The sequence below is a fragment of the Chryseobacterium sp. C3 genome, assembly GCF_014218905.1.
Lineage (GTDB): Bacteria > Bacteroidota > Bacteroidia > Flavobacteriales > Weeksellaceae > Chryseobacterium > Chryseobacterium mucoviscidosis.
Genome location: NZ_JACLCU010000001.1, coordinates 35,554 through 62,132 on the forward strand (window position 1 = coordinate 35,554; position 26,579 = coordinate 62,132).

General features: G+C 36.4%; 25 protein-coding genes. 12 read left to right on the forward strand and 13 right to left on the reverse strand.

Translation table 11 applies throughout. The features are described from left to right. Positions 1–10: 10 nt before the first annotated feature. Together rpe and H6W53_RS00150 are read right to left on the reverse strand one after the other, a co-directional pair. Positions 11–661 carry a ribulose-phosphate 3-epimerase gene (gene rpe / locus H6W53_RS00145; protein WP_185204384.1) on the reverse strand — a complete coding sequence of 217 codons (651 nt, stop codon included), beginning with the start codon at positions 659–661 and terminating at the stop codon, positions 11–13. 39 nt (positions 662–700) lie between these two features. Then, positions 701–1,774, reverse strand: a complete 1,074-nt coding sequence (locus tag H6W53_RS00150; RefSeq protein ID WP_185204385.1) for a M42 family peptidase — start codon at positions 1,772–1,774, stop codon at positions 701–703. Positions 1,775–1,825: 51 nt separating this feature from the next. Here H6W53_RS00150 and H6W53_RS00155 point away from each other — a divergent pair, with 51 nt between their 5' ends. Then, on the forward strand, positions 1,826–2,530 hold the full coding sequence (locus H6W53_RS00155) for a DUF4294 domain-containing protein (protein WP_087709832.1): 705 nt from the start codon (positions 1,826–1,828) through the stop codon (positions 2,528–2,530). Between the two features lie 30 nt (positions 2,531–2,560). Here H6W53_RS00155 and H6W53_RS00160 read toward each other — a convergent pair whose 3' ends face one another. Continuing rightward, positions 2,561–2,977, reverse strand: a complete 417-nt coding sequence (locus H6W53_RS00160) for an NUDIX domain-containing protein (protein ID WP_087709834.1) — start codon at positions 2,975–2,977, stop codon at positions 2,561–2,563. Between the two features lie 194 nt (positions 2,978–3,171). Then, a complete protein-coding gene (gene mnmD / locus H6W53_RS00165; RefSeq protein WP_185204386.1) occupies positions 3,172–3,846 on the reverse strand; it encodes a tRNA (5-methylaminomethyl-2-thiouridine)(34)-methyltransferase MnmD in 675 nt (224 codons plus the stop codon). A gap of 84 nt (positions 3,847–3,930) precedes the next feature. On the opposite strand from mnmD, the gene H6W53_RS00170 reads away from it, so the two are divergent. The 7 genes from H6W53_RS00170 to H6W53_RS00200 all read left to right on the forward strand — a co-directional run bounded on the left by H6W53_RS00170 (position 3,931) and on the right by H6W53_RS00200 (position 12,825). Then, positions 3,931–5,001 carry a branched-chain amino acid aminotransferase gene (locus H6W53_RS00170; protein WP_185204387.1) on the forward strand — a complete coding sequence of 357 codons (1,071 nt, stop codon included), beginning with the start codon at positions 3,931–3,933 and terminating at the stop codon, positions 4,999–5,001. Between the two features lie 1,454 nt (positions 5,002–6,455). Beyond that, positions 6,456–6,965: a hypothetical protein gene (locus H6W53_RS00175; protein ID WP_185204388.1), complete on the forward strand. Its 510-nt coding sequence runs from the start codon at positions 6,456–6,458 to the stop codon at positions 6,963–6,965. An 81-nt stretch (positions 6,966–7,046) separates the two neighbouring features. Beyond that, positions 7,047–8,084: a peptidylprolyl isomerase gene (locus tag H6W53_RS00180; RefSeq protein WP_228423085.1), complete on the forward strand. Its 1,038-nt coding sequence runs from the start codon at positions 7,047–7,049 to the stop codon at positions 8,082–8,084. 153 nt (positions 8,085–8,237) lie between these two features. Next, entirely contained in the window at positions 8,238–8,813 is a 576-nt protein-coding gene (locus H6W53_RS00185; protein ID WP_185204389.1) for a hypothetical protein, read from the forward strand. 128 nt (positions 8,814–8,941) lie between these two features. Then, positions 8,942–10,312 (forward strand): Shedu anti-phage system protein SduA domain-containing protein, encoded by a 1,371-nt coding sequence (locus tag H6W53_RS00190; RefSeq protein ID WP_185204390.1) that lies wholly within the window; start codon positions 8,942–8,944, stop codon positions 10,310–10,312. A gap of 72 nt (positions 10,313–10,384) precedes the next feature. Beyond that, positions 10,385–10,951 carry a hypothetical protein gene (locus H6W53_RS00195; protein WP_185204391.1) on the forward strand — a complete coding sequence of 189 codons (567 nt, stop codon included), beginning with the start codon at positions 10,385–10,387 and terminating at the stop codon, positions 10,949–10,951. A gap of 980 nt (positions 10,952–11,931) precedes the next feature. After that, positions 11,932–12,825 (forward strand): hypothetical protein, encoded by an 894-nt coding sequence (locus H6W53_RS00200; RefSeq protein WP_185204392.1) that lies wholly within the window; start codon positions 11,932–11,934, stop codon positions 12,823–12,825. Between the two features lie 99 nt (positions 12,826–12,924). Here the strand turns inward: H6W53_RS00200 and H6W53_RS00205 are convergent, their stop codons facing one another. The 9 genes from H6W53_RS00205 to H6W53_RS00245 all read right to left on the reverse strand — a co-directional run bounded on the left by H6W53_RS00205 (position 12,925) and on the right by H6W53_RS00245 (position 23,470). Next, positions 12,925–13,299 (reverse strand): hypothetical protein, encoded by a 375-nt coding sequence (locus H6W53_RS00205; protein WP_185204393.1) that lies wholly within the window; start codon positions 13,297–13,299, stop codon positions 12,925–12,927. Positions 13,300–14,275: 976 nt separating this feature from the next. After that, positions 14,276–15,016 carry a DUF6261 family protein gene (locus H6W53_RS00210; RefSeq protein WP_185204394.1) on the reverse strand — a complete coding sequence of 247 codons (741 nt, stop codon included), beginning with the start codon at positions 15,014–15,016 and terminating at the stop codon, positions 14,276–14,278. 113 nt (positions 15,017–15,129) lie between these two features. Beyond that, complete coding sequence (locus tag H6W53_RS00215) at positions 15,130–15,381, reverse strand: hypothetical protein (RefSeq protein WP_185204395.1); 252 nt, start codon at positions 15,379–15,381, stop codon at positions 15,130–15,132. Between the two features lie 1,181 nt (positions 15,382–16,562). After that, a complete protein-coding gene (locus H6W53_RS00220; protein ID WP_185204396.1) occupies positions 16,563–17,918 on the reverse strand; it encodes a M28 family peptidase in 1,356 nt (451 codons plus the stop codon). Next, positions 17,919–19,325: a M20/M25/M40 family metallo-hydrolase gene (locus tag H6W53_RS00225; protein ID WP_185204397.1), complete on the reverse strand. Its 1,407-nt coding sequence runs from the start codon at positions 19,323–19,325 to the stop codon at positions 17,919–17,921. Positions 19,326–19,605: 280 nt separating this feature from the next. Then, positions 19,606–20,850, reverse strand: coding sequence for a DUF1015 domain-containing protein (locus H6W53_RS00230; protein ID WP_185204398.1), 1,245 nt, complete (start codon positions 20,848–20,850; stop codon positions 19,606–19,608). Between the two features lie 3 nt (positions 20,851–20,853). Beyond that, the gene (locus H6W53_RS00235) at positions 20,854–21,816 is read right to left on the reverse strand and encodes a D-2-hydroxyacid dehydrogenase (protein WP_185204399.1); all 963 of its coding nucleotides are present in this window, start codon (positions 21,814–21,816) and stop codon (positions 20,854–20,856) included. Between the two features lie 114 nt (positions 21,817–21,930). Continuing rightward, positions 21,931–22,995, reverse strand: coding sequence for a 3-phosphoserine/phosphohydroxythreonine transaminase (serC, locus tag H6W53_RS00240; protein ID WP_185204400.1), 1,065 nt, complete (start codon positions 22,993–22,995; stop codon positions 21,931–21,933). 124 nt (positions 22,996–23,119) lie between these two features. Further along, positions 23,120–23,470, reverse strand: coding sequence for a 4Fe-4S binding protein (locus H6W53_RS00245; protein ID WP_034682968.1), 351 nt, complete (start codon positions 23,468–23,470; stop codon positions 23,120–23,122). 59 nt (positions 23,471–23,529) lie between these two features. Between H6W53_RS00245 and H6W53_RS00250 the strand changes: the two genes are divergently transcribed. From H6W53_RS00250 to H6W53_RS00265, 4 genes are all read left to right on the forward strand, one after another. Further along, on the forward strand, positions 23,530–24,564 hold the full coding sequence (locus H6W53_RS00250; RefSeq protein ID WP_185204401.1) for an acyl-CoA reductase: 1,035 nt from the start codon (positions 23,530–23,532) through the stop codon (positions 24,562–24,564). Between the two features lie 35 nt (positions 24,565–24,599). Further along, entirely contained in the window at positions 24,600–25,046 is a 447-nt protein-coding gene (locus H6W53_RS00255) for a peptidylprolyl isomerase (RefSeq protein WP_185204402.1), read from the forward strand. A gap of 67 nt (positions 25,047–25,113) precedes the next feature. Next, the gene (locus tag H6W53_RS00260) at positions 25,114–25,590 is read left to right on the forward strand and encodes a peptidylprolyl isomerase (RefSeq protein WP_185204403.1); all 477 of its coding nucleotides are present in this window, start codon (positions 25,114–25,116) and stop codon (positions 25,588–25,590) included. A gap of 20 nt (positions 25,591–25,610) precedes the next feature. After that, positions 25,611–26,297: a Bax inhibitor-1 family protein gene (locus tag H6W53_RS00265; protein WP_185204404.1), complete on the forward strand. Its 687-nt coding sequence runs from the start codon at positions 25,611–25,613 to the stop codon at positions 26,295–26,297. Positions 26,298–26,579: the final 282 nt, after the last annotated feature.

The following is a 26,579-nucleotide window of genomic DNA, read 5'->3' on the forward strand; positions in this document are numbered from 1 at the left end:
TTAAATGAAATTAAATTTTCAGTAATTCGATCGTTCTTTCCGGATTTTCTGCTGAGAAAACTGCATTTCCTGCAACCAGAACATCGGCTCCGGCTTCGAAAAGTTTAGAGGCGTTGTCGATATTTACACCACCGTCAATTTCAATTAATGCTGTCGAATTGTTGCTTAAGATCAGGTCTTTCGTTTCCGCAATCTTCTTGTAAGTGTTTTCGATGAATTTCTGTCCTCCGAATCCCGGATTTACACTCATCAGCAAAACAAGATCTACGTCTGCAATAATATCTTCCAGCATCAGAACCGGAGTGGAAGGATTTAGCACAACACCGGCTTTTGCACCCAGACTCTGAATATGATGAATCGTTCTGTGAAGGTGAATACACGCTTCGTAATGTACCGATACAAGATCTGCTCCGTGATTGATGAATTCTTCCACATATTTTTCAGGCTCTACAATCATCAGATGCACATCTACAAATTTTTTGGCGTGCTGCTGAACGGTTTTCATTACCGGAAATCCGAACGAAATATTCGGAACAAATCTTCCGTCCATTACATCTACGTGAAACCAGTCTGCCTGAGAATTGTTCAGCATTTCGATGTCTCTTTGCAGATTCCCGAAGTCTGCGGATAAAAGGGATGGAGCAATAAGCTTCGTTTTCATTTTTACTTTTTACTTTTAACTTGTCTCTTTTAACTTCTGTTAATGATACTTCAGTTTCATTTTCGGCTGAATTCTCAGAAGTGTTTCGTAGATCAGTTGGATTACATTTCCTACGTCTTCTTTGGAAACCATTTCCACTGTGGTATGCATATAACGCAAAGGTAAAGAAATTAATGCACTCGGAACGCCGCCGTTAGAATGCGCGAAAGCGTCGGTGTCTGTTCCCGTAGCGCGGCTCGCTGCTGCTCTCTGGAAAGGAATTTTCTTTGTTTTTGCGGTGTCGATAATTAATTCTCTGATGGTGTGATGAATGCTTGGTGCGAAGAAAACTACCGGTCCGTCTCCACATTTCTGGTCGCCTTCTTTTTTCTTTTCGATCATCGGAGTGGTGGTATCGTGCGTAACGTCTGTCACGATCGCAATATTAGGTTTGATAGTATCTGCAATCATATCTGCTCCATACAAACCTACTTCTTCCTGAACAGAATTGGTAATGTATAATCCGAACGGAATTGTTTTTTTATTTTCCTTTAAAAGTCTTGCCACTTCAGCAATCATAAAACCACCGATTCTGTTGTCTAACGCCCTGCAAACGAAATAACGGTCATTCATTTCGAAGAATTCATCGGGGTAGGTAATCATGCATCCTACATAAATTCCCATTTCTTCCACTTCTTTTTTGGAAGTTGCACCACAATCGATGAAGATATTTTCAATTTTCGGAGTCGGTTCGTTCTGGTTGGCTCTGGTGTGAATTGCAGGCCATCCGAAAACGCCTTTTACAATTCCGTTTTCACCGTGGATATGAACCACTTTGGACGGAGCGATTGTCTGATCAGAACCTCCGTTTCGGATCACGTAGATCAATCCGTCTTCTGTAATATAATTTACATACCAAGAAATTTCATCTGCATGTGCTTCAATCACTACTTTAAATTCTGCTTCAGGATTAATGATTCCGTAGCAGGTTCCGTAATGATCCACTTCAATTTTGTCTACATAAGGTTTAATGTAGTCCATCCATACTTTCTGTCCCTCATGTTCGTATCCTGTTGGAGATGAAGTGTTTAAATATTTCTCTAAAAATTTTAAAGATTTCTTTTCAAATTTCATAAAAAGGAATGATTTTTGCGTTCAATTTTTGTTCTAATACGCGTAAAAATAATGAATTTTAGTAAGATTATTTGTCTTTTTCTCTTCTTTTTTGGAGTCAGTATTTCGGCTCAGAGGGATTCCGTCATTGCGAAACCTTTAAGTCAGTACCCTGCAGAACTTTTGAAAACAGACGAATTCGGCAATAAATATTTCTATGATGAAAGGCAGAAAGCAAGAATCTATGAAATCAACGGGGAAACCGTCGTGGTAATGGATGAGCTGGTTTTGCTGAATAAACCGAAATTCAATAATCAGCTGGATAGGAACTATTATTATTTCTTAAATAAAAAGCTTTACAGAGTATATCCGTTATTTTTAACTGCTTTACAGCAATACAGAGATATTCAGGGAGAAATGACGAACATGGACAGTAAGGCAAAACGAAAATACATCAGAGACCGACAGAACATTCTTGCCGACCAGTACGAGAAACAGCTTCGTGATCTTACGACAACAGAAGGACAGGTTTTTGCCAAACTGATGAACAGAGCAACTGGAAAAAATGTTTACGAAATCATTAAAGAATTAAGAGGAGGATGGAGTGCATTCTGGTGGAATGTAAAAGGAAAAATGGCAGATATTGATCTTAAAGATCCCTACGATCCTCACAAAAACAGAACAGATGAATATCTGGAATCCCTGCTTCAATCCAACTGGAATTCAGGTTATCTTCAGCCTTATTCCGGAGCGAGCAGTTTTAAAGTCTACAAATAATATCAATCATAAAAAATTCCTGTAACGATCTTACAGGAATTTTTCTTTTAATTTATCAAAAACAATTTTGTCGATGGGCAACGGAAACGGATTGTCCGGTCTGTCGATCTCAATCCATTCTGTTTTTTCAATGCAGGGATCGAGAATCAGGAAATCGCCTTCGTCAATAATGTTTACAATATAATATATGGTAAGAAGCTGTTCATTTTCTCTGAAACGCGAAACCAGAAAATCTTCCTGCGTATAAAAATGTTCCACAACTTCTATTTTTACATTCAGCTCTTCATCGAATTCTCGATGCAGACAATCTATTAATCCTTCTCCAAACTCCAGTCCGCCACCCGGAAATTTCATTAAAGGTTCACCTGCATATTCTTCAAATAAAGTAAGAACTTTTTTATCCTTTACTGCACAGGCGTAAACTCTAATGTTGATCTTATCTATCATATATAATAATTTGTATAGCTAATTTAAGGAAATTTGTCGGATGCCGGAAGACAGGAGCTTGAAGTTTACGACTAATTTTAATTTTTTTAAAGCTATTTCCCGCTTAATAAGGTATAAACTCAAAACTTTGCAGATTATAAAACATCAAGTAGTAAAACCTCCATCTTCCAGCCTCAAGCTTCCATCTTCCTTCCTTACAACTTCACCGCATTAATCATCTCTCTTTTTCCCGGAGGTCCCTGTTTTTTCTCAATGTTAAAATTCAGTTCCTGAAGAATTCTTCTTACGCTTCCTTTCGAAGAATAGGTTGTTAATAATCCGTTAACAGCCATTTTATCCGCAACCATTTCAAAAAGGGGCTTTTCCCAGAGATCGGGCTGTACTCTTGCACCGAAACAATCGTAATATACCAGATTTATTGAGGGTAAATCGATATTCTTCAGATCAAAAAAATCACATTCTATCTTTTTTAAGTTGAAACCGCTAATGATTTCTTCTGACTTTTCCCATTCTGCCAGATGAATTTTTTGATAAATATTTTTGAATTCCGGGTTATCGAAAAGCTCAAAATAGGCCAAATCGTTAATTTCCGATTCATTTATGGGGTATTTCTCAAGGGTAAAATAGTTGATGATATGATTTTTGTCAGTTTTTAAATATTCATTAATTGTTACCAAAACATTCAAACCTGTTCCAAAACCGAGTTCTAAAATATTAATTTCGTAATTATTTATCAGATTTAATCCATTTTTGATAAACACGTGTTCGGCTTCCTGTAATGCACCGTGGTGTGAATGATAATTTTCATTTAAATCATTGATAAACAGTGTTTTGCTGCCATCGTTTGTGGTCTTAATTTCTCTTTTCAAGCTATTTTTTTACAAATTTACTCTAAAATTTTTATATTTAGAAAATTATGTTAAATTTGTAGAACCTCATAAAAAATTTTAGAAATGATAATTCAAAAAACTGAAAACTCCCGAATTTCTACATTCGACCCAAACAATTTTTCATTCGGAAATACTTTTATCGATCATATGATCATCTGTGAGTACGAAAACGGAAAATGGGGTGATGTAAAATTGGTTCCTTATGGTCCTTTAGCGTTTACACCGGCAATGATGGGTGTAAATTACGGACAGGCTTGTTTTGAAGGCATGAAAGCCTATAAAGACAAAGACGGACAGGTTTTCCTTTTCAGGCCCGAAAAGAATTTTGAACGTATCAATAAGTCGGCAAAACGTCTTGCCATGCCGGAAATAACGGAAGAAATGTTTTTGGACGGACTGAAAGCATTGGTGGATATCGACAGAGAATGGATCCCTTCCGGTGAAGGTATGTCTTTGTACATCAGACCATTGATTTTCGCTACTGAAGAAGCATTGAAGGCAAGAGTTGCCAATAAATATATGTTCGCGATCGTTGCAACTCCTGCAAAGATGTATTATACAGAACCTGTTTCTGTAAAAATTTCAGACCATTATTCAAGAGCGGCAAGCGGTGGAGTAGGTTCTGCGAAAGCTGCCGGAAACTATGCGGCTTCTTTCTATCCGACTCAGTTGGCAATTGAAGAAGGATACGAGCAAATTATCTGGACAGATGATGCCACTCACGAATATTTCGAAGAGAGCGGTACGATGAACGTTTTTGTAAGAATCAACGATACTATTTTTACGCCTCCGACTTCAGAAAAAATCCTTGACGGAGTTACAAGAGACAGCTTCATCCAGTTGGCTAAAAAGAGAGGAATTGAAGTAAAAGTAGAACCTATTAAAGTTCTGGATGTTATAGAAGCTCAGAAAAACGGAACTTTAAAAGAAGTTTGGGGAGTGGGAACAGCAGTGGTTACTACCGTTTTCCAGGCTTTAGGCTACAAAGGAGAAAAGCTTGAATTGCCAAGATTATCAGACGAAGAAAGCTTCGCCGTTACTTTGAAAAACGACCTTGTGAATCTTCAGACTAACCTTTCAGACGATCCTTTCGGATGGAGAGTTTTAGTAGATCACGTATTGGAAACAGTTTAATTTTTTTAAACGTTAGATATTGTAAAGCCGGAAATTTTTTCCGGCTTTTTGTTTTAAATTTTTATCAGTTAAGTAGTTTGATGTGAAGATGGTTGCTCCTTTAGGAGCAGAATCTATGTATAAATAAGAATAAATTTATCAATCAATCCATAGGATTGATATCTATAATTTTCAATAAATTTTCTAAAGATAGCGTTCCTACGGAACGCCGAACGTAAGCCTAAATATGATTTCTACACAGATAAAACTCCACAGAGTTTTTTATTCTGGATGTCTTATTTATCGTTGTTTTTAATGTATTATACTTTGCTTAGATTCTTTCAGGATGACAAAAATGCTGTCAATGGATTTTAGAAAGGATAAACAATTTTACAGTGAAAAAAAACCTGCGTAATCTGCAAAATCTGCGGGAGATTATTCAAAAGATTCTTCATTCCATATTGCTTCGCAAAATTTCAATCAGAATGACATGACTCGTTAAAGATTTTGGGAGATAAAAAGAATTGTTAACAATTATTCATTGTTTTGTTTTTCGTTTAGTATTCGCGGTGTCACTCTGAGCCTGTCGAAGAGCTTTTTTCGAGCCTTTTATTTATAGATTGCTGTTCTTTAAAAGTCCTGTGTTTAGATCCTTTCAGGATGACAATCTGCATGATTATCATCTCTCGCAGATTTTGCAAATTTAGCAGATGATTAAGTATAAAAAATCCGCACAATCTGCTAAATCTGCGAGAAACCAAAAAAGAAAATAGCTTTCAGAACAATTGAAGGAGATTTATTTGCAGTATGTTTGTCATGCTGAAAGCATCTAAAGAAAGTTTTCATTGTATCGTTGAAATCCTTTTCAGGATGACAAAAATGTTTTAATTACTTGAAGAAAAGGATAAACAATTTTACATTGAAAAAAAATCTGCGTAATCTGCATAATCTGTGGGAGATAATTCATTATTTTATTTTTTGTTTAGTATTCGCGGTGTCTCTCTGAGCTTGTCGAAGAGCTTTTTTATTTCAGATATTTATTCATGACTGTTTTTAATGTATTATACTTTGTTTAGATCCTTTCAGGATGACAAGCTGCATGATTATTATCTCTCGCAGATTTTGCAAATTTAGCAGATGATTGAGTAGGAAAAATTTGCACATAACAAGCTGTACTTGTTTGGTTATTGTAAGGAATGTCTGCAATCCTAGCCGGGATTGGAGCGATTGTCTGAGCTCATTTCTTTAGTTTACGGCGCGGCGAAGCCGCGCCGTAAACTAAAAAAATAGCGAGTGCGGAAAGCGCGATAAAGCTCCAAAAAAATACAATTCCTTTCAAGAGCAGTGGAAATTTACATCATAATCCTTCGACTGTTTCACACTCAGGAAGACAGGGAAATTGTCACAGTTTTTAATTCAATAAGTTCCTGAAGTTTTGTAATTGATTCCCGAAATGTGTATTTTCGCAAAAGTTTATGAAAAAAATACTCTTCATATCGATATTGGGTTTACTGAGCTGCAGCAAAAATGCGCAGACTCATCCTCCCGTTGGCGGCGTTCTCAGCAAGAACGATCTGGATGTTTCCAAAAACAGGATGAAAAACCTGAATGCGCAGGAAAGATACCATATTCAGGAATGGATTGGCAATCAGCCGGTAAAGTTTTATCCTACGCAGCTTAATTACTGGACGAATACGGAAGGTTTTGACCAAAGGCAGAGAAGGCAGGACAATACGCTGATTTCCTATTCTTACGACCTGTACGACTTTGATCAGACGAAAATCTACGATCAGCCGATCGCAAGAAGAGATGCCAAATTCGGTCATTTTGATGAGCTGAAAGCGGTAGAAGATGCTTTGCGTTTTATACACGACGGTGAGGAAGTTACGCTTCTGGTTCCGTCTGCACTGGCGTATGGAACGTACGGAGATGAGAAGAAAATAGATAACGACATCCCATTAATCATAAAATTAAAAGCATTATAATCCATGAAATTGTTTAACAAGAATATAATTCTGGCGGCGGCAAGTGTTTCGCTGATGAGTTGTACACCAATTTATAAAAAAATGAACGTAGACAAAGAAACTTACGAAGGTCTTAATGACGGACTTTATGCGAATCTTCAGACGACAAAAGGTAATTTGATCGTAAAATTCGAGGATAAAAAAGCACCGGTAACTGTGGCTAATTTTATTGGTCTTGCAGAAGGAAAAATCGATAACAAAGCGAAAGCGAAAGGCGTTCCTTATTACGACGGAACGATTTTCCACAGAGTGATTAAAGATTTTATGATTCAGGGGGGAGATCCTCAGGGAACAGGAATGGGAGATCCGGGATATAAATTCGAGGACGAAAGAAACGATCTTAAGCATACCGGAAAAGGAGTGCTTTCTATGGCAAATTCGGGTCCGAATACCAACGGTTCCCAGTTCTTCATCACAGAAGTAGCGACGCCTTGGTTAGACGGAAGACACACGATTTTCGGGAAAGTGGTAAAAGGTGAAGATGTAATCGATGCGATTGCAAATGTAGAAAAAGGAGCGCAGGATAAGCCTAAAACTGACATCGTTTTGGAAAAAGTTTCCGTTTTCAGCAAAGGAGACGAGTACAAAAACTACGATGCGGCAAAAACGTTTACAGAAGGAAAAGCTAAAATTGCAGAAAACAACAAAGCGTTTTTAGCAAAAGAAGAGGCTGAAAAAGCTAAAAAAGAAGCTGAATTCAAAGCCAATCAGGAGAAAATGGTTGAAGATCTGAAAGCAGGAATGCAGAAAACAGAATCCGGTCTTTACTATAAAATCACGAAAACAACAGAAGGAAAAGCTCCGAAAGCGGGGGATAACGTTTCTGTACACTATGCAGGAAAGTTGGTAGACGGATCGGAATTCGATTCTTCTTTCAAAAGAAATGAACCTATTGAAATTCCTATCGGAATGGGAAGAGTAATTAAAGGCTGGGACGAAGGAATCCTTTTGTTAAAAGAAGGTGAAACGGCTACTTTACTGATTCCGCCGGCAATGGGCTACGGAGAAAGAGGAGCAGGAGGAGTAATTCCGCCAAACGCGTGGTTGATCTTCGATGTTGAGCTTGTAAAAGTAAAATAATCTGAATCTTACAATATTCTGAAAGCCGTCCGAAAGGATGGCTTTTTTCGTTGCCGTTTGCTTGTAACGATTCGCCGGACTTCTGCGACAGATTTAAGGAAAGAAGAAGCAATCGTCTTCTTTGAAAATCGTAACAACTGTCTATTTAAAATTATGAAAACCAAATCATTCCTGTTTCTGTTCATGTTCTTGTCGTTGATGTCTTTTGCTCAGACGAAGGCAAATCCGGAAGATGCAGCCATTAAACAATCACTGTCGTATTTCGTGAATACGATTAAAACAAAGAAAATCGATCAGTCGGTGAACTGCATCTATCCCAAATTTTTCACGGTGATTCCAAAAGATCAGATGACGCAGATTCTGAACATTACCTACAACAATCCGTTTATGAAGATTGAAGTTCAGGATTTTAAGTTTGGGAATATTGCAAAGCCGGAACAGATTGATAAAGAATATTTCTCCATCGTCAATTATTTTCTCAAGCTGAAATGCAATGTCGGTTCCCTGAATGAAGACATGAAGAAGAAAATCCAAGCGATGCTGATTCAGAAATACGGCAAAAACAATGTACAGTATGCTGCAAAGGAAAATTCTTACGTCATCAACGCCAATATGAAAGCTTGTGCCGTTTCCAAAGACAAAAAATACTGGAAGTTTGTGATCCTCGAAAATGAATACAAATCTCAGTTGGTAAAAGTGCTGCCGAAGAAGATTTTGGAAAAAATTTAAAATTTTGAATTTATTTATTGAAAACCATCCGAAAGGGTGGTTTTTTTGTTGGAAATTCAGGGAAAATACGGTTTTCCGTAGATTTTGTAATTCGTATATTTCTAAATTTAATAATTAGAATAAAGATTATGGAAAAAAAATTTTTAAAATCACCGAAACAAAAACTTGCTACTAAAATAAATAAAATAAAAAAAGATAGTAATGTCAAAATAAAAAGGAATGAATTCTATGTTGATGATATATTATTACTTAAAGTTTTGAAAGATAAGTTAATTTATTATTCATTTCGATATAAGCCCAATAATATTGAAAAAGTTTCTGAAGTAAAAAATCTAGATAGCATTAAAATATTAATTGATCATGATACTTTAGATATATTAAATGTTAATATATTGAACCCCCCTAATAATATTAATAAAATTTATAATGTTTTTAAAGATATTGAAGGTTTAACAATTAGGAATATTACTATAGGTGATTATAACAAAATTGATGGAAATGATTTATATATTAATCTTGACACGTATCATATTATTGTTAAAATTGACAACGAGGAGAATATTGAAAAATCCCAGAAAGTTTTTAATAGATTAGTGCCATTTTTAAAGTCTGATTTTAATCTGTTAACGAATAGTTTGGTTTCAAACAGAGATTACAGTTTATTACTTAAAGAAATAATTGCTAGCGGTGAAATTAATCAAGAAGATTTAATTAATTTATCAAATAAATTAGCCGTAGGAAATAGTAATCAGGTAGTAATAGAAAAGCAAATCAATAGACAAACGAAATGGCTTATAGATACAATTGAAGATATTTTAGAAGAAGATAATATTACTGTACCAAAAGCAAAAGATATTGGAAACACAAAATTTGGATTTTTAAAAACATCAATAATTGGCGCAGAAAATTTAATGGAAAGAATCCTTACTGAATATGGGCAGTATTGTTTATTTGGGGTTCCAGCCTTGTTAAATACAAATAAATATGTAATTAAATCGGGTAGATCTAGATCTCAATTTGATATAATTCTTATAAATCATTTAGGAGATATTGAGGTTGTTGAATTAAAACGTCCTGATAAATATTTATTGAAGTATGGTGGCGGTAGAGGAAAATTTTATCCTTCTGAAGATTTAGCAATTGCTATTGCTCAAACGGAGAGATATATTACAAATTTTCATAAAGATAATGATCCACAATATAAAATAGATGGAAAATCACTTAACGATTTTTTGAATGATAAAATAGGTAATACTTTACATATAGAAACTATACGACCTAAAGGTTTAATAATTATGGGATCGTGGAAAAAACTATGCCCTGATTATGAAAGTTTAGATACCAAATTGCAAAATAAATTAAAAAAGCAGGACTACATAAATGATAGTATGCAAGCTTATAAAGAGTTAACAAACTCATTGAAAAATATTACAATCCTCACATATTCAGAATTATTGGAAAATGCACGAACTAGATTAGAATTAGATTCAGAAATATAACGTAAAGCCCTTATTTCCCAAAAACCACCCCATGAAAAACTCACTCCCCAATTTCCGCTCAATCTAAAAACCATGTCAGAAAGAAACCATCTGGAACCTTGCGGAAGCAGTTCGAGCCATAGAAGTCTCGGCAGCTTTGTGAAAATTATGAATGCACTCATGGGAGACGTGTATGCAGAACTGTATTTTCTGGAAATTCCTTCTTTCGATACTGAAAGAATTCTGTTCGTAGAAAGAAAAAAAGGAATCGAAAACTACCGCATCGTTTATAAAATTGCAGAATGTGCGATTCGCCTTTTGGAAGACAACGAAGAAGAAAGGATTTTAGAATATCAAAGAAAGCTGTCACCGGATTCCTATAAAATACTGCAACAATTGTTTGAAAGTGCGCTTTATCAGACGAGATATCCTAAAGAGCGTCGTATTGTTCTCGACGGAGTGCAATATTATTTCTCCAACGTTTTGAAAATGGGAAAAATCTCATCGCCCGAAGAGAATTCTTTAATCGGAAAACTCATAGACATCTGCGAAAAAATAAAAAATATGATTCAGTCAGACAACAGACCATTGGTTTTTGAGGATGATTTCAGAGGTGAAATGGAAACTTTAATCAGGGAAATTAATGGTGATTTAGAATAGTAATGAATGGTTTTCTTTCATTCTGAAGAAGAATTCCAGACAAACACCGTCTGATTTTTACAGAGACTCTTCGACAGGCTCAGAGTGACATCTCGAATACTAAACGAAAGACAAAACAATGAATAATTGTTAATAATTCTTTTGTCGCCAAAATCTTTAATGGTCGCTTGTCATTCTGATTGAAATTTTGCAAAGCATTATGGAAAGAAGAATCTTTTTGAATTATCTCCCGCGGATTGCGCAGATTAGGCAGGTTTTTTTTCAATGTAAAATTGTTTGTACTCTTTCAATGTCTTTGCAGCATTTTTGTCATCCTGAAAGGATATCAACGATACATTAAAAACTTTGTTTAGATGCTTTCAGCATGACATATCGTAAATAAATCACCCTCCAAATGTTCTGAAAGTTATTTTATTTTTTAGTTTCTCGCAGATTTTGCAGATTTTTTCTACTTAATCATCTGCTAAATTTGCAAAATCTGCGAGAGATAACAATCATGCAGCTTGTCATCCTGAAAGGATCTAAACAATGACTCAAAAGAACAGAGATCAATAAACAAAACATTCAGAAACGAGCTCTTCGACAGGCTCAGAGTGACACCGCGAATACTAACTGTAATATCTTAACAAAGAATAATTGATAAAGGTGGTTTTAAGGTATAAAATTATAAACAATCCTATGTCATTCTGACGAAGGAAGAATCTGAAAATACACAGTTGTACTCAATGATGATAGAGACTCTTCGAAAGGCTCAGAGTGACACCGCGAATACTAATTGTAATATCTTAACAATGAAAGATTGTTTTTAGTAAAACCTTTAACGCTACATTGTCATCCTGAAAGAATCTCAACGATACATTAAAAACTTTGTTTAGATGCTTTCAGCATGACATACCGTAAATAAATCACCCGAAATAAGTATTCCATAAATAAAAGGGAAATCTTACCTTAGCAGTACACTAAATTTAAAACTTTTAACTATGGCTTACGATTTTAAAATCCGTTCCGCAGTTACTTCCACAGGAAAAACCGCGTATTATGCAAAAGTAACCGGTCTTACAGATCCGGAATTTTTCGTGGCTTACAAGACGAAATATGAACAGAGATTCGGACTTTACAATGTTTCGGTTTCTAATAATCTCGTGTACAATGCCGCCGATTATGTGAACGAATTTGGTTTTTGGGCATACTTTATCGAGGCTACCGCGAAAGTGGAAAGTCAGGGTTCTTTTCTCTGCCTGAATACGTATGACAGGGCTTATTTTACATTCGGTTTTATGCAGTTTGCAGCACACGTTCCGAACGGAGATTTTGTAAGATTTTTCAGAAAACTGCTTACCTTACCAAATGCTTTGGAATACTTCCCGAGACTTCGCCTGATTAATGACCGTATTTTCTATAAAAATGATGCAGGAGCCACTTCTCAGCTTGAAAACGACAGCAGTTCCCAAAAGCTGATGGAATATCTGAATCCTACCACCAATGAAGTGGAACAGCAGGAACTTATCTGCTCGGCAAGATTTATCCATTGGGCTTCCAACGACCCGAAACACAGAAGAGTACAGGTGGAACATTCCATCAGTCTGTATAAAGAAAACATGAAAAAGTACAGCAAAAGGCTGAATCTGAACGGTTATCCTGCAAAAGTGTGTTTTATGATCTGCGATATCCTGCATCAGGGAAGAGGAACGTATGACAGGATCAGTTATGCGCTGGATACCGACAGTCACGAAAAAGCATTCCAGAATCTGTGTACGATAGGAAACACCCATTATCCGACAAGAATCAACGGACTCAAAGCCCATCTGAAAAAGCTGGAACAGGCAGGATTGTTCAACAAAAAATATAAAGCCGACACGAATGAGTTTGTGTAGAAATCAGCTTAAAGAAATATAAAAAAAATAGACGGTACATTCATTTGTACCGTCTGTTTTTTAGTGAATAAGAATCTTATGGATTGTTGGGAATTGTCACTATTTCAGGATCGATCCACAGTTAACACCCACGGTTTCCATTTTCTTTCTGATTCCCATTTTTTCTGCTTTTTTCGCAAGTTCTTCCTTTTCTTTTTTGTCTTTCATCGCATTCAGCTTGTCCAGCATTTTAAGCTCGTCAGTGGTTAATTTTGCTCCAAGATCTTTGGTAAGACAGTCTGCAGATTTTTCAGCCTTTTCTTTAGGGGTTCCTTCTTTTACCATGCTTTCAGAAATGTCTTTATACATTGCTTTTAAGATGGATTCTTTGGAACTATTCGTTGTCTGTACTTTTGTTTTGGCTTTAGATTGTGCCATTACAATCTGGCTGCTGCATAAAAGGATCATGCAGAATGCAAAAATGAGTTTCTTCATGTTTATTATTTTAGGGGCTAAAAGTAGGATAATTTTTTGAGAGTTGAGACACGGAATAAAATTTATTTTAAACTGCTTCAATGGATGAAAATATTTAACAATTATTCATTGTATAAATATTGCAGTTAGTATTAGAGATGTCACTCTGAGCTTGTCGAAGAGTCTCTTTTTCTGAAGGATTTGGATTATTATCTCCCGCAGATTCTGCAAATTGAGCAGATGATTAAGTTAAAAATCTGCGCAATCAGCGAGAAACCAAACAATAAAATAACTTTCAGAACAATTGGAGGATGATTTATTTACAGTATGTCATGCTGAAAGCATCTGAATAAAGTTTTCAATGTATCGTTGAGATCCTTTCAGGATGACAATGTAGCGTTAAAGGTTTTGCTAAAAACAATCTTTCATTGTTTTAAAATCTTGCATTTAGTATTCGCGGTGTCACTCTGAGCCTGCCGAAGAGTCTCTTTTTCTGAAGGATTTGGATTATTATCTCCCGCAGATTTTGCAAATTTAGCAGATGATTAAGTTAAAAAATTCTGCATAATCTGCTAAATCAGCGAGAAACCAAAAAATAAAATAACTTTTAAAACATTTGGAGGATGATTTATTTACGGTATGTCATGCTGAAAGCATCTAAACAAAGTTTTCAATGTATCGTTGAGATCCTTTCAGGATGACAAAAAAACTGTGAATACATTGAGAAAGTATAAAGAATTTTAAATTGAAAAAAATCTGCGCAATCTGTAATCTGCGGGAGATTATTCAAAAGATTCTTCTTTCGATAATCTTCGCAAAATTTCAATCAGAATAACACGATTTGTGTTAATGATTTTACCAAAGAAAATAACGAAACAATTTTTCATTGTTTTAAATATGGCAGTTAGTATTCGCGGTGTCACTCTGAGCCTGTTAAAGAGTTTTGTTTTAAAATGTTCCTCACTAAAAAACCGCCCTTTAAAGAGCGGTTTTAGCATTAATCTGTTTTAGGATCATTATTCTTTTTTCCCTGTCTTCTTGCCAGAACAATATTGGCAAAGTAATTCCTTCCGTTATTAATGATCGCCAGAACATTCTGATAAAAAATATCCTGCTTCACATCGGCTAACGTTGCGATGTAATTGCACATCTGTTTGTAATCTGTGGTCAGCGTCTGTCTCAGCATCTTGACATCATAGGTCTGTTTCTGGGAAGTCTTAAAAGAACGGTGCGAAAAAAGATCATTAAAATCCGTATTGGATTCTGCCAGATGATTGATGAATTTTACCAGTCCCAAAGCTGAAACCGCTGCGCTGTATTCTGAAGAAAGCAGCTTTTCCAGCATTGTATTCAGGCGGATGGTTTCTTCTTCGTAAGAATCGTCCTGCACATTTTTATACTGATCCAGAAGAATTTTTACGAAAGCATAGGCATTCTTTTCAGTTTCTGTTTTAGCGTTTCTGTACGGTTTTATGGCATCTCTCAGCGCCTGCATGTCGGCATCACGAATATCGTCCAGTTCAGCGATTTTTTTAGATTCTTCACTTGCACGTATCTGATCGAGTGCGCTGTTATACGTGGGAATCTGTGCCTGTATGGCATCGTACATTCTTTTAAAATCAGGGTCTGTTTCTGCATTCAGGGCAGAAGCTGCAAAATCTTCATAGAAACGGATGATAAGCTGCCCGAATTCGGCATGATGCAGTTTTGTGGCATCCATCGAAATTAGTTTTTTCATGTGCGTTATATTTTATTATTATATCTGCCACAGAGGATCAGGGTCTTACTGAGTCTGCGGATATTTTTTTTCTCTATCTTCAGAAATTTCCGACGGCAAACTGTAAGAGGTTCTTATCGTCGGAAATTCCGGCAGGGCAGACCACTATCAAAGTAAGCTTTCGGAGATCTCCGGCGGCGCAAACCAAAACAGTTTCGGATCGTCGGAAATTCCGACGGAGAGAACCCGAAGAGGATGAGACTTTCGGAAGTTTCCGATAATGCAATCCTGAATTTTATGTTTTTTCTGTAAACTTTCCGGCAGCTTTTTTTATTCTCCTGTGCTGTTTTATTTTTTTTGCCATGCTCTCTTTCAAAGAGTTTCATCAAAAATATAAAAATTCTTATAATGCCTGTACAAAACAGATAACAGTTATTATTCTGTACATATATAGATTGATTTTTTTTATGTTTGTCATGCTGATAGCATTAAAACAAAATTTTCAATTGATCGTTGAGATCCTTTCAGGATGATAATGTAACGTTAAAGATTTTACTAAAAACAATTCTTCATTGTTAAGATATTACAGTTAGTATTCGCAGTGTCACTCTGAGCCTGTCGAAGAGTCTCTGTCATCATTTAGTAAGATCGTATATTTTCAGATTCTTCCTTCGTCAGAATGATATAGGATTGTTAATCATTTTATATGTTAAAATAGCCTTTAACAATTACTCATTGCTAAGATAACACAGTTCCTATTCGCGGTATCACTCTGAGCTTGTCGAAGAGCTCGTTTCTGAATGTTTTATTTATTGATCTCTGTTATTTTAAATCATTGTTTAGATCCTTTCAGGATGACAAAAAAGCTGTAAATGTATATGAGAAAGCGCAAACAATTTTAAATTGAAAAAAATCTGCGCAATCTGCACAATCAGCGAGAAACCAAAAAATAAAATAACTTTTAGAACATTTGGAGGATGATTTATTTACGGTATGTCATGCTGAAAGCATCTAAACAAAGTTTTCAATGTATCGTTGAGATTCTTTCAGGATGACAATGTAGCGTTAAAGGTTTTTCTAAAAACAATCTTTCATTGTTTAAATAACAGAGTTAGCATTCGCGTTGTCATTCTGAGCTTGTCGAAGAGCTCGTTTCTGAATGTTTTATTTATTGATCTCTGTTATTTTAAATCATTGTTTAGATCCTTTCAGGATGACAAAAAAGCTGTAAAAACATTTGAGAAAGCACAAACAATTTTACATTGAAAAAAATCTGCGTAATCTGCACAATCTGCGAGAAACCAAAAAATAAAATAATTTTCAAAACAATTGGAGGATGATTTATTTACAGTATGTCATGCTGAAAGCATCTGAATAAAGTTTTAAATGTATCGTTGAGATCCTTTCAGGATGACAATGTAGCGTTAAAGGTTTTACTAAAAACAATTTTTCATTGTTTAAATAACACAGTTAGTATTCGCGGTGTCACTTTGAGCTTGTCAAAGAGCCTCTTCATCAGAATTTTAAACAAAAAAACCGCCCTTGAAGAGCGGTTGTGTATGATATTTTACCAGTTCTTATCAATCATATAAATAATCTGCGTTAGAGTACTCGCGCCGAGCAGAAGTTCCCTTCGGTTTACCTTTTCAAAAGTATCTTCTTCCGTGTGGTGAATGTCGAAATACCTTTGAGAATCGGGAACCAGTTCCGCTGTCGGAATTCCTAAATCGTGAAGCGGATAAAGATCTGTCCCGGAATAGGTATTTTTAAAATCATAAACTCCGTAAGGTAAAAACAGGTCTGCCCAACTCTGGATCTGCTTTCTTTTTTCGTTATCCATATCAAGGGAAATTCCTCTTGGGGTAAATCCTCCGGCATCCGTTTCTATGGCAAAAAGATGCTTTTCATTGTTTTCTTTCACGGTTTTACCGTACATAACGCCGCCTTTTACGCCGTTTTCTTCATTGGCAAAACAAACGACACGGATGGTGTGATTATTCTGGATGCCTAAATTTTTAAAAGTCCTCAGAACTTCAATGCTCTGCACGATTCCGGAACCGTCGTCATGGGCGCCTTCACCCACGTCCCACGAATCCAGATGTCCGCCGACAACGATTACGCTTTTATCTTTCTTTCCGGTAATTTCTCCGATCACGGAGTGGGAGAGTTTTTCGCCCTTCATGCCGCAGTTGGAGTTGAGTTTGGCCGTAATTTTCTGTGATTTTAAAAGTTCTGCCAGTTCATCCGCCGTCGTGCTTCCAACCGCAACAGCAGGAATTTTTTTATCATCCTGATAACGCATGGAACCTGTATGCGGAACATCATCAAAGGCAGAGGAAAGAGAACGGATAATCGCAAATTTCCCACCTTTTTTAGCCGTTAATGATGCAGCGGTAGATCTGTATTTTGCAGCATCACCATATCCTCTGAACGTTTCTATATACGTCTGGCTGAAAGGATAATTGAAGAACACAATCTTATCTTTTACCTGTTCCGGCGAAAGTTTATCGTATTCTTCCATGGATCTCACCATGATAATTTCTCCTGAAACATCTTTTCCTCCTGTTCCTTCAGAATTTCCCAGAGAAAGCATTTTTAAGCTTTTCCATTTTCCGCCGGAGGTTTTGATCTGTAAAGATTCTTTTCCGCGAACCCACACCGGAACCATTACTTCCTGTAGCCAGACTTTATCGGCTCCTGCATCACGAAGCTTTTGTTCTGCCCATGTTACGGCTTTTTCGTAGGATGCTGAACCGCTGAGACGATGACCGATATTTTTGGTTAATTCTCTCAGCTCGTTGTATGCTTTTCCTTTGTTTAATATTTCCGTAGAAATTTTTGCAAACTGTATGGAGTCTTCTTTTGCCTGACCAAAAACCGTCAATCCCAGAAGTGTTAAAGTTGTTCCTAATATCTTTTTCATTTACCAGTTTTTATCAATCATAAAAATCATTTGCGTCATCGCCACCGCACCGAGAAGAAGCTCTCTTTTGTTCACCTTATCAAAAGTATCCTGTTCGGAATGATGATAATCAAAATATCTTTGGGTGTCTACCACAAGCTCAGCCAAAGGAATATCCATTTTCTTTAAAGGAGAAATATCCTGAATGGCTTCTGTCTGGTCAAAATCGTAAACGCCGTAAGGAAGGAAATAATTTTTCCATTCGAAAATCTGTTTTCTTCTCTGCGGAGACATATCTAAAGAAAATCCTCTCGGAGAATAGCCTCCTGCATCGGTTCCCAGTGCAAAAATGTGCTTTTCATCTTTCTTCTTCACATACGCAGCGTACATTTCGCGTCCCTGTCCGCCATTTTCACTGTTTGCATAGAAAACAACGCGTATCGTATGGTTATTTTCAAGACCTAAAGCTTTGAATGTTCTTAAAACTTCAATACACTGGGCAACTCCGGTTCCGTCATCAATTGCTCCTTCTCCGAAATCCCACGAATCGAGCTGCGCACCCAAAACAATTACCTTCGAATCTTTTTTACCCTGAATTTCAGCAATGATATTCGGATTGGTGGTGTCGCCTTTGGATTGGGCAGTCATATTCAGTTTAGCGGTAACTTTCTGGCTTTTTAATAATTTTTCCAGTTCATCAGCAGATTTTACTCCAATGGATAAAGCGGGAATTCTTATTTTATCATCCGGTTCGTAATACACCATTTTTGCGTGTGGCGTATCGTCTGAAGCCGTGGTTAATGATCTTATAATTAATGCTTTCGCTCCGGTTTTAGCAATGACAGAAGCGGAAATAAGTTTGGATTTTGCAGTGATTAAATAAGAATCGCTTGTATTGATGATCTTTGGATCCATCGGAAGATTCACAAAAACGATTTTATCTTTCAGTTGTCCGACCGACATGGCGTTAAGTTCTGAGGTAGAATTGATGAGTACAATTTCACCGGTAAGATCTTTTCCGCCCGTTCCTTCAGAATTTCCGAAAGAAAGCATTCTGATGTTTTTCCAGTCTCCATTGGCGGTTTTTATCTGTAGAGATTCTTTTCCTCTGATCCAGACCGGAGCTTTGGCTTCCATTCTCCAGATCATATCGATCCCTATTTCTTTAAGCTTTTTTTCTGCCCAGTCTACAGCCCTCATGTAACCCGGCGTTGCGCTGAAACGCGGCCCGATTCCTTTGGTAAGCTGTCCCAGATTTTCGTACGCCGTTCCGTTGGTCATGATCTCGTCGGAAATCTTTTTAAATTCATCGTGGTAATTGAATTTTTCGCCGACAGCAGTTTTCTTAACCGGCTTTTTAAGAGGTTTTTTTTGAGAAAATAAAAATCCACCCAAAAAGAGTGGAATGATAATGAATATTTTTTTCATTTTTTATTTACCTTTTCTTTTCCGCAGATAAAAGTAGGGAAAAAATAGTAATTTAATCTAAATTCGGATTAAGAAACCCGCAGTTAATTATTTTAACGCAATGAACCCGAGGATTTTTATGTATAACTTTAATTGTCCGTTCGCAAGGGCGTGTAACTCAGCAAAGGCTTCATTTGCTGAACGAAATGTCTTTGCGAACGGAAGATATTTCAAAATTTTAAATACCTCTTTGTAATCTTAGCGTTAATCGAAAGAATTATATATTGAATAGAGGTAAAGATTAAGGTTTCATATCGTACATTAATAGTGCGGTAACCAATTTAGGCTCAATGAAAGTACATTTCGGAGGCATGCTGAGTTTCAGATCTGAAATTTTAATCATGTCATTAAAACTTACAGGGTAGATTCCGAATCCTGCTTTTCCTTCTCCGTTGTCTACTTTTTCTTTAAGATGATTGATTCCCTCAATATTGGAAGTTCCTTTTACATAAGAAATTTTCTCCGAGCTGTCCGGATCTTCAATTTTTAAAATATCTTTAAAGATGTATTTGTCTAAAAGATGATGATCCAGATTATCCAGAGACATTTCCTGAGAACGGAGATCGTGCTTTACGTGAAGGGAGTAAAATTTACCGTCCATGTACATCGAAATGTGGAATTTCTGGGAAGGAAAATATGCCGTTTCTCCTTTTTCGTGGATCAGGAAATATTTTTCCAGTTCCTTTAAAAATTCTTCGTTCGAAAGACTGTTAAGATCGGTTAAGATTCTGTTGTAATCGTGGATTTTAATCGACTGGTTGGAAACGATAAAGCTGTACACAAAATTGTAATGTTCCGTTCCGTTATGTCTTTTGTTTTTTTCTTTCTGATGTTTGGCGTTCAGTGCAGTGGAACCAATTCTGTGGTGTCCGTCTGCAATGTAAAAAGAATCGATCTGATCGATCACTTCCTTAAACTGCTGCAATTTTAAACGGTTATCGATTCTCCAGATTTTATGACGGATTCCTTTGGTATCCACATGATTGAAGATCGGAACGTTTTTCTCCTCATGATTCATCAGCAGTTCGATCTTCGAATTTGCAGGATAGGTAAGAAGTACAGGTTCTGCCTGAAGATTTACTTTTTCAAGATAATGAGCCAGTTTTTCCTTTTTCTGCGGAATGGTGCTTTCGTGTCTCTTGATTTTTCCGTTCCAGAAATCTTCGATGCTCGCTAAACCGAGAAGCCCTCTGAAAACCTGTTTGTTGGGATAAATCTGTTCATAAAGATAGTACGCAGAATTGTCCTGAACGAGTTTTTTCTCTTCCATCAATTCTTCAAAAGTCGACCGGATCTTCCTTAAATTCCTGTCGATATCTTTGGATTTACTTACGACATAAGGCTTTATCATGTTGATGTAAGTGTCTTCCACCTGAGCTTTTTCCGCGATCTCTTCCTGCGTAAAATTGTCCAGAGGATGAGTAGGGAAGGTGCTCTCATAGTCTTTATGAGGTCTTATTCCACGAAAAGGTTTAAAAATAGGCATATTTTAGTTTATAGTTTCTTTAATCTTAATAATTTGTTCTGCAAGCTCGAGTCCGATTTTTTCCTGTGCATCCACGGTATTTCCGCCTACATGCGGAGAAAGGGAAAGCGAAGGATTCATCAGCAAAAGCACTTCCGGAGTGGGTTCTTTTTCAAAAACATCCAGTGCAGCTCCGGCAACTTTTCCGGATTCGATGAAGTCTATCAGGGAAACTTCATTCATTACACCTCCTCTTGCAGTATTTACAATGTAGACTCCGTCTTTCATTTTTTCAAATTGTGGCGTGTCTATGATATATTCGTTTGTTTTCGGCGTATTGAGACTGATGAAGTCTGTATCTTTTAAGAATTCATCCATATCGTTGGTGGAAGTAATTTCGAAATTAACAGACTGTCCGTCGAAAAATTCCAGCGAAAGGACTTTTGTTTTAGGTTTTCTGGTAAGAACTTTCACTTTCATACCCAGAGAAATTCCCATTTTTACAACTTCCTGTCCGATACTTCCAAAGCCGATAACACCCAATGTTTTTCCTGAAAGTTCGTATGCTTTCGAGAAGGATTTTTTCATGGCGTTGAAGTGGGTTTCTCCCTCCAAAGGCATTAACCTGTTGGATTCATGGAGAAATCTTGCCAGTGAAAAGAAATGTGCAAACACCAATTCTGCAACCGATTTTGAGGATGCAGTCGGCGTATTGATGATGTAGATTCCTTTATCAATAGCGTATTCAACGTCGATATTATCCATCCCGATTCCGCCTCTTCCGATAATTTTAAGACTAGGACAGGCATCAATGAGATCCTGTCTTACTTTGGTAGCGCTTCTTACCAAAAGAACATCCACGTTATTCTCGTTGATGAAACTGATGACGTGATCCTGTGCAACTCTGTTGTCCAGAACTTCTATTCCGGCATCTTTAAGTGCCTGTTCTCCTGCTTTCGAAATTCCGTCGTTGGCTAAAACTTTCATGGTTTTATTTTGACTTAAATATTTAATGGTTCAAAATTTAAACAGTCTCGCAAATTAAGAAAATTTAAAATAACATTAAATATTTGTTAAGTATTTGAAATTTAATAATTTATATTATTTTATGGATCTCATAACATCTACCAAAACCTGTACGCTTTCAATCGGCAAAGCATTGTACAAACTAGCTCTGTAACCTCCCAGACTTCTGTGACCGTTCAGTCCGCTGATTCCCGCAGCTTTCCATGCCGCATCAAATTCTTCTTTTTTGCTTTCGTCTGTAATTTTGAAGGATACATTCATTAAAGAACGGTCTTCTTTTACGCAGAACGTTTCAAATAAAGGATTGCTGTCGATCTCATCGTATAGCAGTTTTGCTTTTGCTTCGTTTCTGGCTTCTGCTGCGGCAATTCCACCATTGTTTTCCAGATGCTGTAACGTTAACAGAGAAGCATAAACAGGAAAAACCGGCGGTGTGTTGTACATGGATTCTTTAGAAATATGCTGAGCATAATCCAGAATAGAGAACATACTTTCTCTTCCTGTTTTTCCTAAAATTTCTTTTTTAATTACCACCAAAGTTACTCCTGCAGGTCCCATATTTTTCTGAGCTCCGGCATAGATTAAATCAAATTTTGAAAAATCTAATTGTCTTGAGAAAATATCAGAACTCATATCGCAAACCATTAAAGTATCTACTTCAGGGAAAGACTTCATCTGAGTTCCATAGATCGTATTATTGGAAGTGCAGTGGAAATAATCATATTCTGAACCAACGGTGTAATCTTTTGGAATAAAAGAGTAATTTTCTTCTTTTGAAGATCCTACAACGTCTACGGTTCCTACTTTTTTAGCTTCTTTAATAGCTCCTGCCGCCCATGTTCCGGTATCCAGATAAGCTGCTTTTCCGCCTACTTTCATCAGGTTGTAAGGAACCATGGCAAACTGCAGACTTGCACCGCCTCCTAAATATAAAACTTCGTAATCATCTCCTAAATTCATCAGTCTTTTTACGATAGCGCGTGCTTCATCCATTACCGCTACGAAATCTTTGCTTCTGTGCGAAATTTCAAGCAGGGAAAGTCCGATTCCGTTGAAATCTAAAATTGCCTGTGCAGATTTTTCGAAAACTTCCTGTGGTAAAATACATGGTCCTGCGCTAAAGTTGTGCTTTTTGCTCATATTATTATTTTTTGGGATTTCCTGTAAAAATTTCTTCTTACAGATTCATTTATAGTTTCTTATTGAATTTTTCTGAGTTTTTGTATATAAAAAACCGCCTCATGATTGATGAGACGGCAGTTTTTTATTCTCCGTGTAAGAATGCTTTCTTATTAAGCAGTGCTTCTTCAGATTCTACATGATCTTCATCCGGAACACAGCAGTCTACCGGACAAACGGCTGCACACTGTGGTTCCTCATGGAATCCTTTACATTCCGTACATTTATCTGTTACAATGAAATAAACATCATCACTTACAGGTTCCTGCGGTGCATCTGCATCCACTGTAAGACCTGATGGTAATGTTACGGTACCTTTCAGTTCTGTACCTTCTGAAGCTTTCCAGTCTACTGCTCCTTCATAAATTGCATTGTTTGGACATTCCGGTTCACAGGCTCCGCAGTTAATGCATTCATCAGTTATTTTAATAGCCATCGCTAATTTTTTTTAAATTTGCACAAAATTACAAAATATTCCCCAATTTTAAAGCAATTATGAATACCGAAAATCAAGTTTTAGGACTTACGAGACTAAGCCAATATATAAAAGACTTTTTAAGCAAAAATCAGGAGGATTATAATGATAACGATTCAGACTTTGAATTGCTGTTAAAACGATCTGAAATTGAAAATCCGTGGTTTACCATTGAAAACCAGAAGTTTGCTTTGAAACAGTGGACGGATCTTCTGACGGAAGAAAATATTGCTGACTGGCTGAAAGAATATCAGATTTCAAAGACCACAAAAAGAGTAGGGCTTATTCTTGCAGGAAATATTCCTTTGGTGGGATTTCACGATGTAATTTCTGTGGTGCTGAGCAATCATATTCCGGTGATCAAGCTTTCTTCAAAAGATAAATACATGATTCCGTTTTTATTAAGAAAGTGGAATGAATTTTCGGAAGGAAATGTATCGTTTGAATTTGTAGAAAGACTGGAAAATTTTGATGCGGTAATTGCAACAGGAAGCAACAATACGGCAAGATATCTTGAGTATTACTTTAAAAACCACCTGAATATCATCAGAAAAAACAGGACTTCCATTGCTGTTTTAAAAGGGGATGAAACGGAAGAGGAGCTTAAGCTTCTGGCGGAAGATATTTTCCGTTATTTCGGTTTGGGATGCAGAAATGTAACCCGGCTTTTTATTCCTCAGGATTTTGTTATCGACAGATTATTTGAAAGTTTTCTGGATTTTCAGGAGATCATCAATCATAACAAATATGCCAATAATTACGATTACAACAGGGCAGTTTATCTTTTAAATCAGGATAAATTCTGGGATAATAATTTTGTAATGCTGAAGGAAGATGAAAAATTATTCAGTCCGCTTTCTGTGATCAATTTCAGCAGATATTCTTCTCTGGATGAAGTGAAAAGTTTTATTGAGGAAAACGAAGAAAACATTCAGTGTGTGGTGGCGAAAGATGAGCTTGGTTTGGATTCCATTAAATTGGGAGAAGCCCAAAATCCGGGGTTGAATACGTATGCGGATAATGTAGATACGATGAAATTTTTATCCGTAATATAATTCTTTGTATCTTGCTGTCAGCAAATCATTTTATTATGAAAAAAATACTTCTGATTGTTGCGGCTTTGGCTTTTCAGGCAGGTTTTTCGCAGGAAAGCAAAATTAAAGTTGTTGAAAGCAAGAAAATAGAGCTTACTTCGGAATTGAGTAAAGATAAAATCGACTTTTATCATCCGTATTTTCTGAAATTTGTGGATGCATTAAAAAGATCGGATAAAGAAGCCGTCAATACTCTGATTTCAGATAAAGTGAAAAATATTGTTTCAGACAATGTCATTCAGAAATTATCGGGCGGAATCAGCTTCGAACGTACATTTGAAGTGTATAAATCCGGCTACCAGAAACTGCTGGATAACGAAACTTATCCAACAATTCAGTATAAATATAAAGACGATACGCTTTCTCCTCCAAGAGATATGGTTACCGTAGTTTTTGAAAATGACGGTAAAATCTTAGGCGTAATGCCGGATTACAGCAGGTAATTTATAAGTGATAAGCAATACAGAATCGTGTATTCCGTTTATTGTTTATTGAAACAGTTTAAACATAATGAAAAAAATACTTTTAGTTCTTTCCGTTCTGTCGGCGCCGTTTTTTCTTTCGCAAAAGACAAAAAATGTGAAACCGGAAACAAAAAAGAACCCGAACACAAATGTAGCCACCGATGTAAAACCTTCTTTAAGTCTTACGAAGGAGGAGATTGAACTCTACAACGGAAAATTTCTGAAATTTATCGCAGCCCTGAAGATTTCTGACCGAAAAGCCATGGATGAACTTTTATCTGAAAAAGCTAAAAAGATGGTAACAGATGTTGTTTACCAGAAGCTTGCAACAGATATTAAGACTGACAAAACTTTTCAGATTATCAAAGCCAGTTACAAGCCTTTGATCGACGGAAGTAGCCTGCCAATGATTCAGTATAAATATTCTGATGATAAAGCCGCTGAACCGAAAGAGGTGATTACAGCAGTTTTTGAAACAGACGGAAAGATTATGGGAATAAAACCGTATAAGATTGTGAAGTAAATTATTAAAAAATAAAAACTATGATGACAGATGTTTTAGTGGCACATGCCAAAGAAGTTGAAAAGGCAGAATTTTATAAAAAGACGTATTTGCACGTTGCTTTGGCGATTCTTGCTTTTATTGGAGTAGAAACCGTATTGTTAAAAACCGTTCCGCCTGAAGTTATCGGATTAATGTTTAAGGGGAAATTTACCTGGCTGTTAATTATCGGAGTATTTTGGCTGGCTTCTGTATTGGCGAATAAATGGTCTCTTTCGCAAAGCAGATCGGTTCAGTATATGGGACTGGGATTTTATATTTTGCTTGAAGCGTTAATTTTTATGCCAATGATCTACATTGCAATAGCGAATGTTGGCGGATCAATCATTTATCAGGCAGCAATGTTAACCATCGCGATGTTTGCAGGGATTTCTTTTGTAGCATTTACTTCAAAAAGAGATTTTTCTTTCCTTAGAAATATTATTGTAATTGGAGGATTTATTTCTCTGGGATTAATTGTTGGCGGAATGATTTTCGGATTCGATCTTGGACTTTGGTTTTCGGTAGGAATGGTAATTCTGGCTTCTGCAACGATTTTGTACCAGACAAGCAAACTGAAAGATTCTTACACAACAGATCAGTATGTTGGAGCTTCTTTACAGCTTTTTGCGTCTATTATGCTTTTGTTCTGGTATATTTTGAGAATTTTAATGAGCAGAAGAAGCTAATTCAATAATAGAAATTTTATAAACCCAAAAAATCCTGATGTCTTTTCATCGGGATTTTATTTTTGGTTTGAACTAAACACAAATGGCACTAATTTTATCACAAATGCCACAATTTTTAAAAATATGTGTGCTATTCGTGAAAGAATATTTGTGAAATTCGTGTTTGAACTAAAACACAAATGGCACTGATTTTATCACAAATGCCACAGTTTTTAAAAGGATTCGTGCTTATTCGTGAAAACACATTTGTGAAATTCGTGTTTGAACTAAAACACAAATGGC